General features: G+C 46.2%; 3 protein-coding genes and 1 pseudogene. 2 read left to right on the forward strand and 2 right to left on the reverse strand.

The window, feature by feature from the left end:
• Positions 1 to 104 precede the first annotated feature (104 nt).
• Positions 105 to 4526: pseudogene (locus C7Y66_RS18945) on the forward strand (response regulator); the annotation flags it as partial.
• 165 nt (positions 4527 to 4691) lie between these two features.
• Entirely contained in the window at positions 4692 to 6542 is a 1851-nt protein-coding gene (locus C7Y66_RS18950) for a response regulator (RefSeq protein ID WP_106546767.1), read from the forward strand.
• Positions 6543 to 6552: 10 nt separating this feature from the next.
• Here C7Y66_RS18950 and C7Y66_RS18955 read toward each other — a convergent pair whose 3' ends face one another.
• A complete protein-coding gene (locus C7Y66_RS18955; RefSeq protein WP_015156838.1) occupies positions 6553 to 7143 on the reverse strand; it encodes a Crp/Fnr family transcriptional regulator in 591 nt (196 codons plus the stop codon).
• A 221-nt stretch (positions 7144 to 7364) separates the two neighbouring features.
• Positions 7365 to 8759 (reverse strand): UDP-N-acetylmuramoyl-L-alanine--D-glutamate ligase, encoded by a 1395-nt coding sequence (murD, locus tag C7Y66_RS18960; RefSeq protein ID WP_015156837.1) that lies wholly within the window; start codon positions 8757 to 8759, stop codon positions 7365 to 7367.
• Between the last annotated feature and the right edge of the window lie 45 nt (positions 8760 to 8804).

The raw sequence follows: 8804 nt of genomic DNA on the forward strand, positions 1-8804 counted from the left end.
AAATTTTTTCTCTCACGCTACAACAGATTCCTCACACGTCTCCATTTCAGTATTGAGTCACTATGACGACTGCCACAGCTAACCCTGATAGCGATGCTCTCGACCTCAAGCAACTCCTGCAAACATTACTAGAAGTTAAGAAGGGTAATTTTTCCGTTCGGATCTCTAGCGAACAAACAGGCATTGCTGGCAAGATTGCGGATACCCTCAACGACATTATTGAGACAAACGAGCAGATGACAACCGAGCTAGCGCGAATTAGCACGGTGGTTGGCAAAGAGGGCAAAATTTACGAGCGAGTATCGAATAACGGAGCAAAAGGATCTTGGCAAGCATGTGTCAATTCAGTCAATACCTTGATTACTGACTTGGTGCAGCCGATGGCAGAAACAACTCGCGTGATTCGGTCAGTGGCTAATGGCGATTTGTCACAAGCGATCGCTACAGACATCGCCGGAAACCCGTTACAGGGCGAGTTTTTGCAAACAGCGCAAATTGTAAATAAGATGGTCGGTCAACTGAACTCGTTTGCCTCAGAAGTGACGCGGGTGGCGCGGGATGTGGGAACCGAGGGAAAATTGGGCGTGCAAGCAGACGTGCGCGGTGTGGCAGGCACTTGGAAAGATTTAACCGATAGCGTTAACTCAATGGCAGGCAACCTGACAGCACAGGTACGCAACATTGCGGAAGTCACTACAGCCGTAGCGAATGGCGACTTATCCAAAAAAATTACGGTAGATGTAAAGGGTGAAATTCTAGAGTTGAAAAATACCATCAATACAATGGTGGATCAGCTCAACTCCTTTGCCTCGGAAGTGACGCGGGTGGCGCGGGAAGTCGGTACGGAAGGAAAATTAGGAGTACAAGCATACGTGCGGGGTGTCGGTGGTACTTGGAAAGATCTCACCGATAATGTCAATTTAATGGCAGGCAACCTCACAGCACAGGTACGAAATATAGCAGAAGTTGCCACAGCGATCGCCAATGGTAATTTATCTAAAAAAATTACGGTAGATGTAAAGGGCGAAATTTTAGATTTGAAAAACACCATCAATACAATGGTGGATCAACTTAGTTCTTTTGCCTCAGAAGTGACGCGGGTAGCGCGGGAAGTCGGCACGGAAGGGAAATTAGGCGGACAGGCACAAGTCACGGGGGTAGCGGGAACTTGGAAAGATTTAACCGATAACGTGAATTCAATGGCAAGCAACCTCACGGCACAGGTGCGAGGTATTGCAAGGGTTGTTACCTCGGTAGCCAATGGCGATCTCAAGCGCAAGCTGATGCTAGATGCCAAGGGCGAAATTGAAACGCTTGCCGAGACAATTAACGAAATGATCGATACCCTGGCGACATTTGCCGCACAGGTAACGACAGTGGCGCGAGAAGTCGGAATCGAAGGAAAACTCGGCGGACAAGCAAAAGTCCCAGGTGCTTCAGGGACTTGGCGCGATTTAACCGACAACGTGAACGAGCTAGCAGCAAATTTAACCACGCAGGTAAGAGCGATCGCCGAAGTAGCAACGGCTGTAACCAAAGGCGATTTAACGCGATCGATCGCCGTTGAAGCTTTAGGAGAAGTTGCTGCCCTTAAAGATAATATCAACCAAATGATCGCCAATTTGCGCGAAACAACGCAGAAAAATACAGAACAAGACTGGCTGAAGACCAACCTTGCCAAATTCACGCGGATGTTGCAAGGACAGCGCGATTTAGAAACCGTGTCCAAGCTGATTTTGTCAGAGTTAGCGCCTCTGGTTTCGGCACAGCATGGAGTCTTCTACTTAATGGAAAGCGGCGAGAACCACCTGCCTTACCTAAAATTAATTAGCAGCTATGCCTATCGGGAACGCAAACACTTAGCTAACCGCTTCTATTTGGGTGAGGGATTGGTGGGACAATGTGCGTTGGAAAAAGAACGCATTTTAATTACTGAAGTACCGTCGAACTATATTAAAATTAGCTCCGGCTTGGGAGAAGCAGCACCAATGAATGCGGTAGTTTTGCCCGTATTATTTGAAGGGCAAGTTACCGCTGTTATCGAGTTAGCTTCCTTCAATTATTTCAATGAAATTCACCTCACGTTCTTCGATCAATTAACTGAGAGTATTGCGATCGTCCTTAACACGATCGCCGCTAGTATGCGGACTGAAGAGCTATTGAAACAATCTCAATCTCTAGCAGAAGAATTACAATCTCAACAAAAAGAACTTACAGGTACTAACCAGCGATTAGAACAACAAGCGAAATCGCTGACAGCTTCAGAAGAATTGCTCAAAAAACAACAAGAGCAATTGCAACAAACCAATGCCGAATTACAAGAAAAAGCCGAACTATTGGCATTACAAAATCGTGAAGTCGAACGCAAAAATCAAGAAATCGAACAAGCACGGCGATCGCTAGAAGAAAAAGCTGCACAACTCGCCTTGAGTTCTAAATATAAGTCTGAGTTCTTGGCGAATATGTCGCATGAACTGCGTACTCCTCTCAACAGTTTGCTAATTTTGGCACGATTATTAGCTGATAATCAAGACCGCAACCTTACCGAGAAACAAGTAGAATACGCTCGCACAATTCACTCAGCTGGCAACGATTTATTGGCATTAATTAACGATATTCTCGACCTTGCCAAAATCGAGTCGGGCAAAATGTCTGTGGATATCGAACCAGTGAGATTTACTCATTTGCGGGAAAACATAGAGCGGACATTTCGTCAAGTCGCAGGCGATCGCCAACTCAAATTTGAAATTCAGTTTGACGAGCAATTACCCCGTACGCTTTATACCGATGCCAAACGCTTGCAGCAAGTCTTAAAAAATTTGCTCTCCAATGCCTTCAAATTCACTGACGCTGGCTCCGTACGCTTAAATGTTACTCCAGCACTTGCAGGTTGGAGTGCGGAACAAGAAGTTCTCAACCGTGCTGCTAGAGAAGCACCACCTGGAGAAGCAGGTGTTATTGCTTTCTCAGTCACCGATACAGGCATCGGCATTGCACCCGACAAACAGCAAATTATTTTTGAAGCATTTCAGCAGGCAGATGGCACGACCTCTCGCCGTTATGGTGGTACGGGATTGGGTTTGTCAATTAGCCGCGAAATCACGCGCTTGTTGGGTGGTGAAATTCAACTGAGGAGCGAACTCGGTCGGGGTAGTACATTCACGCTATACTTACCGCAAATGGTAAGTCGGACGGCTGTTGAATCGCATGTTGTTCCATCATTAACTCCAACTCCCCCTCTACCGACGCTCCCAACTTCCCCGCCTGAAGTCGTGTCCCTTGTCGAATCCCAAATCTCGAATTTATTAGAGGAAAGAGCGGTTGAGGACGATCGCGATGTCATTCAACCAGGCGATCGCACGCTGCTAATTATCGAAGACGATCTCAAATTCGTCAAAATATTAATGGATGCAGCCCGTCAACAAGGCTTTAAGGTGTTAGTTGCCACGCGGGGTAATGTTGGTTTAGCACTAGCACAGCAATTTCAACCCACGGCGATCACGCTCGATATTCGCTTGCCAATCGTCGATGGCTGGACGGTACTCGATCGCCTCAAACACAATCCCGATACCCGTCACATTCCCGTACATATCATTTCGGTTGAAGAAACAACGCAACGGGGATTAAAACAAGGTGCGATCGCCTACTTGCAAAAGCCAATTAGTAACACTGCATTATTAGATACGCTGTCTCAAATTCAAGAGTTTGCCAATCGCTCGGTGAAAAACCTTTTAATCGTCGAGCGCGACGAATTGCAGCGTCGTAGTATGCTCGACTTGATTGAGGAAAGCGATATTGCAATTCAGGTAGTAGAAACAGGTGCAGCTGCACTCGAAGCTCTCCAAACTGGTCATTTTGACTGTTTAGTTTTAAATCTAGCCTTGCCGGACACCAACGGATTTGAGTTGATCGATCGGCTCAAGCAAGAACCATTGTTCAGAAATCTACCCATCATCGTTTATACTCCCAGGCAGCTCACTGCTGAAGAAGAAATCGAACTACAACGCCTGTCAGGTAGCTCGATTCTCAAAGAGGCGCGATCGCCAGAACGCTTGCTGGAGGAAACTACGTTATTTTTACATCAAACGCAAGCCGATCTGCCTGCACCTAAGCGATTGATGTTAGAGCAGTTACAGCAAAACGATTCCGTCCTAGCAGGCAAGAAAGTCTTGGTTGTCGATGATGATATGCGAAACATTTTTGCACTCACCAGCATCCTAGAACGTCAGCAGATGCAAGTGATATATGCAGAAAACGGTCGAGAAGGTATTCTTCAAATTCAAAACAATCCAGATATTGACATTGTATTAATGGACATTATGATGCCAGAAATGGACGGGTACGACACGATCCGAGCTATACGGCAGATCGATCGATTAGCAGCACTGCCAATTGTGGCGCTGACAGCTAAAGCAATGCAAGGCGATCGCGAAAAGTGTCTTGAAGTCGGAGCTTCCGATTACATTTCTAAACCAATCGATACAGAGCAACTATTCTCGCTACTAAGAGTGTGGCTACAGCGTTAAGCTCGCAGCCTTAAATCTAATCCTAGAGAGATAGAAATTTGACCCAACGGTAGATGTATTCTTAGCCTCTTACTCTATCGTTAGATAGAGAGAATATATGCATTAAACTATACAATTTGAAGCAAAAATCTATTGTTCGCCACTCTCTTAACTGTCGCTCATGCCATGAAGTCCGAACCTAAAATTAACGTCTTATTAGTAGACGATTATCCCGAAAATCTTGTAGCACTGGAGGCAACGCTTAACAGTTTAGGGCAGAATTTAGTCAAAGCTTATTCCGGTAAACAAGCCCTGAAATGTTTATTAGAGCAAGACTTTGCTGTCATCCTACTAGACGTACAGATGCCAGAAATGGATGGATTTGAAACAGCAAGTCTAATTCGACAAAGAGAGCGATCGCGCCATACACCAATTATTTTTCTCACGGCAATTAGCGATAGCGATGACCTGAAGTCAAAAGGATATGCTCTAGGTGCAGTAGATTATTTACTTAAACCTATCGATCCAATTATATTAACATCTAAAGTTGCGGTATTTGTCGAGTTATTTAAAAAGAATTTAGAGGTGCAACGTCAAGCAGCTCAATTAGTTGCCAAGAATTTAGAAATATTTCAAGCTCAAGCCGCCCGGCAGCAAGCAGAAGCAGCTAACTTAATGAAAGATGAATTTTTGGCGGTTGTTTCTCACGAATTGCGATCGCCCTTGAACTCAATTTTGGGTTGGGCGCAACTCATGCAGATGCGGAAGTTTGATGAAGCCAAATTGTGTCAAGCACTTAAGATCATCGAACGTAATGCCAAATCTCAAGCACAACTGATCGATGACATTCTCGATATGTCTAGATTGATCCGTGGGAAAGTGCAGCTATCCATTCAACCTGTAAACGCGATCGCCACGATTGAATTGCTATTAGAATCAATTCGTCCCCAGCTTGAGGAGAAATCGCTACAACTACGCACGCACCTCGATCCGGCAGCACAAACAATCGCCGCCGATCCAACCCGCCTGCGACAAATTATTTGGAATTTACTCTCCAATGCAGTTAAATTCACTCCCGAAAAAGGGCAGATCGAGATACGGCTGACTCAAGAGAGTAGGGAGCAGGGAGCAGAGGAAAGAGAGCTGAGGGAGCTGAGGGAACTGAGGGAGAGAAGAGAACTGGGGGAGACTAGGAGCAGAGGAGAAGGGAGACTAGGAGCAGAGGAGCAGAGGACGAATTTAATTCCGAATTCCGAATTCCGAATTCCGAATTCCAATTACGCTCAAATCCAAATTATCGATACAGGAATTGGCATTCGTCCCGAATTTCTGCCGCAAATTTTCGATCGCTTTCGTCAAGCAGACAGTTCTATTACTCGCGCTTTTGGCGGACTGGGGTTAGGACTGGCGATCGTACGACAACTGGTGATTTTACATGGTGGCACGATTGAAGCTCACAGCGAGGGAGAAGGCAAGGGAACAACGTTTACAGTACGACTACCACTAGCAAATAGTCCTTCTACCGCGACTTCCCCCGCTACAGCGACTCCCAATCTCATTAACTTGACTGCAAATGATGCATCAAAGTTAAATTCATTACTGGATGGGGTAAACGTGTTAGTTGTCGAGGATAACAACGATAGCCGCGACTTCATTAAATTTGCGCTCGAACAAGCAGGTGCAACCGTCACGACAGTTTCTTCAGCAGCAGATGCAGTCGCTTATTTAAAACGCGATCGCCCCGATGTCATAATTAGCGATATTGCCATGCCAGAAACCGATGGCTATCAATTAATTCAACGGATTCGAGCCACCGAGCAACAAGGAGATAGACAAATCCCCGCGATCGCCCTGACTGCTCACGCGAAGCCAGAAGACCGTTCGCGATCGCTAGCAGCAGGATTTCAACAGCACATTACCAAGCCTGTAGAATCTACCGCTCTCATTGCAGCCGTAGCGGAGTTAATCAAGCAGCAGTCAGTTGTCAGTTCTCAGTGGGCAACAATCGATCGCTCGCAAATGACAAATGACAAATGACTAGACTATTTCAAATTTCGTAGTGCCAGAAAGGTAAGCGATCGCTCATAACAATAAATTGACGTTCTTGCCGTTGAATCGAGCCTTGTTTTTCTAAATCGCTGAGTATTCGCGTTACCGTGACGCGAGTTAATCCTACTAATTCGGCAATTTCTTGATGAGTCAAACGCAGATCGATTAATTTACCTTGCAATACATGTTGACCGAAGCGATTAGCTAGCCAAGCAAACAGTTGTAAAACTGCGGCTTCAGCATTGCGACAGTGCAAGATTTCCATCAACTCACCCGATCGCTGAATATGCGAAATCATTGCCTCGTTGAGTTCGTGCCATCTAGACCTCGGAATCAGATTTACTTCAACTGGCGTTAAACATTCCATTTGATAGGTCTGAGCGCTACAAAATACTCTGCCGACTACATCCCCTACACCCCAAATTCCCAAAGTGCTGTAGTTCCCATCAGCTAATACTGTCAAGGTGCGAACCATACCAGACTTAATCTGCCACAGAGCATCATGCCTTAAAGGTAGAAGCGAACGACGCGCAAACCGAGAAGATTTCAGCTCGGTAGACTGATTTGATACCAGCAAGGAGACGGTCATAGCAGTTTATTTGGGTAGCAACAAGTATCAGAGCAATGCTCTTACGCAATACAATTATCTTAAACTCGGTCGGGATAGCGTAATTTACTCTAACTTCAGCAGTATGTCACATCTAAAGTATGAGCGCAAGTCTAAAAATACTAAATTTCTATCCATAAACCGTAGTAAAAGATAGAAACGTAATCTGCTGGTATTCGGAGTTGAGTTAGCTCGGTCGAATTCTATTGCACTAACTGCATACATAACTGCCGAAAATCGTCGCCGCGTTGCTCGAAATTTTGGTAGCGATCGAAGCTAGCACAGGCAGGAGAAAGCAAGACAACCCGTGCCTGATACTGTGGGGCTAATTCTGCGGCTCTAGACACGGCACGCGCCATCGTTTCCACAATCTCGTAATTGTTGTAACCCACTTGAGATAGACGTGAGGCAAAAGCTGGCGCAGCATCGCCAATGAGTAAGACGGCGGCGGCTTGAGCTTGAATTGTTTGCAACCATGCTAAGTCGTCACCAATTTTTGCTTCGCCGCCAGCAATCAGAATTGCAGGGCTAGTGACAGAAGATAACCCAACTTGAGCCGCATCGTAGTTAGTTGCCTTGCTATCGTTGATAAAATCAATTCCTTGCCAAGTGCAAATGTGTTCTAAGCGGTGGGGAACGCCTGGAAATGTAGCTATTGCAGTGGCGATCGCCTCTTTGTCAATGCCTGCTAATCGCGCCACCGCTACCGCCATCAGCAGATTCTGCAAGTTGTGCGCGCCTACCATCCGTAACGCCGACACCTGCACGATCTGCTCCTGCCCAAAGATAACCCAATCGTCTTCAATATAAGTCCCTAAATCAGGACTGCAATTGAGGAAAGCTTTACCTTTTACACTTGTCCAGTAAGCATCCTGCCAATCATTTAGCTTCTCCTGGCTCAGGAAAGCATCATCGCCATTAATCACTTGCAATTGGGATTGATGCACTAGGTGCGCTTTAATGTCGTAATACCGCTCTAAAGTTTTGTGGCGGCTGAGGTGATCGGGTGTAAATGTCGTCCAAACACCGATACGCGGCGCAACCGAGGGAGCAGATTCAATTTGATAGCTGCTGATTTCGGCAATTATCCAATCGGGATATTTGGTAGGGGCGTACGGCTGTGCGCCCCTACTATTATTTTGGAACTCCAAAGCTACATCGCAGACGGCATGACCGATATTCCCACAGGCGGGGGCGTTGAGTCCGGCGGTTTGAAAGATTGCAGCAACTAAAGCTGTCGTTGTGGTTTTGCCGTTAGTACCAGTGATTCCTACCCAGGGAACAGCGTTGAGATAGCGCCAAGCCAGTTCCATTTCACCAATCGTCTCGATCCCTAATGCTCTGGCACGATTTAAGATGTCTGCATCCCAAGGTACGCCGGGACTGACAACAATTAACTGGGGTGAATCCGTGCTGTCTAAACTTGGAGTATGACCCAAACGAACTGGAATCCCCTCTGCTGCGAGTTGTTGCTGTTGTTGGCGCAAAGATGCAGAATCAGAGCGATCGCTCAGTATCACTTGCCAACCCTCTCGTTTCAACAGTCGGGCAGCAGCAACACCAGATTTTCCGAGTCCGATTACACAAGCATTGGACATACGCTATTTAGCAAAATCCCTGGACTAAGCACTCTATATAGTAAG

The sequence above is a fragment of the Chroococcidiopsis sp. CCALA 051 genome, from assembly GCF_003015105.1.
GTDB classification, from domain to species: Bacteria; Cyanobacteriota; Cyanobacteriia; order Cyanobacteriales; family Chroococcidiopsidaceae; genus Chroococcidiopsis; species Chroococcidiopsis thermalis.

What these genes read in the sequence shown, in the direction of transcription:
- C7Y66_RS18950 (WP_106546767.1), top strand. Translation starts at nt 4,692, where the DNA reads ATGAAGTCCGAACCTAAAATTAACGTCTTATTAGTAGACGATTATCCC.
- C7Y66_RS18955 (WP_015156838.1), bottom strand. Translation starts at nt 7,143, where the DNA reads ATGACCGTCTCCTTGCTGGTATCAAATCAGTCTACCGAGCTGAAATCT.
- murD (WP_015156837.1), bottom strand. Translation starts at nt 8,759, where the DNA reads ATGTCCAATGCTTGTGTAATCGGACTCGGAAAATCTGGTGTTGCTGCT.